Raw genomic sequence first — 886 nt, forward strand, 5'->3', positions numbered from 1 at the left:
TCTTAGAACGTGTTTAGAATCTTTTCAAGAGTATTCGCAGGAAGGCTAAGCTAATCATCATCTTACTGGTGTTCAGCTTTCGCTCACAATTGCGCCAGAGGCGCCGATATTTTCCTAGCCAGCTAAAACTGCGTTCGATAACCCAGCGTTGCGGGGTCACTTGACCGTGCCTAAGGTCACTCTGTTTAGCAATAATGACTTCAGCGTTAATCATTGCCTGAACTGATTGAGCAAAGTTGTTACCAGTATAACCACCATCGGCCATTACTCGTTGAACCAGGTCAAACTGTGATTTGTTTAACGCCAGTAGCGCATTGGCGCCATCACGCTCAGAAACATTGGCGGTTGTCACATGGACTGCCATCGGCAGCCCATTGATATCTACAGCAAGATGGCGCTTAATCCCACTCACCTTTTTACCACCATCGTAGCCGCTACTTTCAGCAGGATCGGTATTCTTGACACTTTGAGCATCTAGAATGATGAACGATGTATAAACTGAACGCTTCTGAGCCAACCGATGTTGGCTGACAATTTTTTTAAAACCTTATCCAGAGGAGTGATACCAGCAGGAGATGGCGTTTTAGTCCAAAGTAACCAGTAATAATAGACGGTTTCCCATTTAGGAAAATCACTGGGTAAATCGCGCCAAACGCACCCATTTTTCAAGGTATAAAGCAGGGCACAAAAGATATCATATAAATCAACCTTTCTTGGCTTAGTCCGCTTCCGTATGCCTTCTAGATCTGTCCGGATTAGTTCAAATTGTTCACGAGAGATGTCGCTACTATAATGGTGTGCAAAGCTTTTCATGGATTAAAAACTCCTGTTTTTGATCTAATTTAACTAAAATCAAATCGAATGTCAAAGTATCCAAACACGTTCT

At 43.0% G+C, this 886-nt stretch carries 1 protein-coding gene; it reads right to left on the bottom strand.

All coding sequences use genetic code 11. The features are described 5' to 3' along the window. Positions 1–13 precede the first annotated feature (13 nt). A protein-coding gene (locus tag IV64_RS14055; protein ID WP_088899809.1) for an IS5 family transposase occupies positions 14–813 on the bottom strand; the annotation gives its coding sequence in 2 pieces (ribosomal slippage) (positions 14–543 and positions 543–813; 801 coding nt in all). Positions 814–886: the final 73 nt, after the last annotated feature.

It is taken from the genome of Lactiplantibacillus xiangfangensis (assembly GCF_001438845.1).
GTDB lineage: Bacteria > Bacillota > Bacilli > Lactobacillales > Lactobacillaceae > Lactiplantibacillus > Lactiplantibacillus xiangfangensis.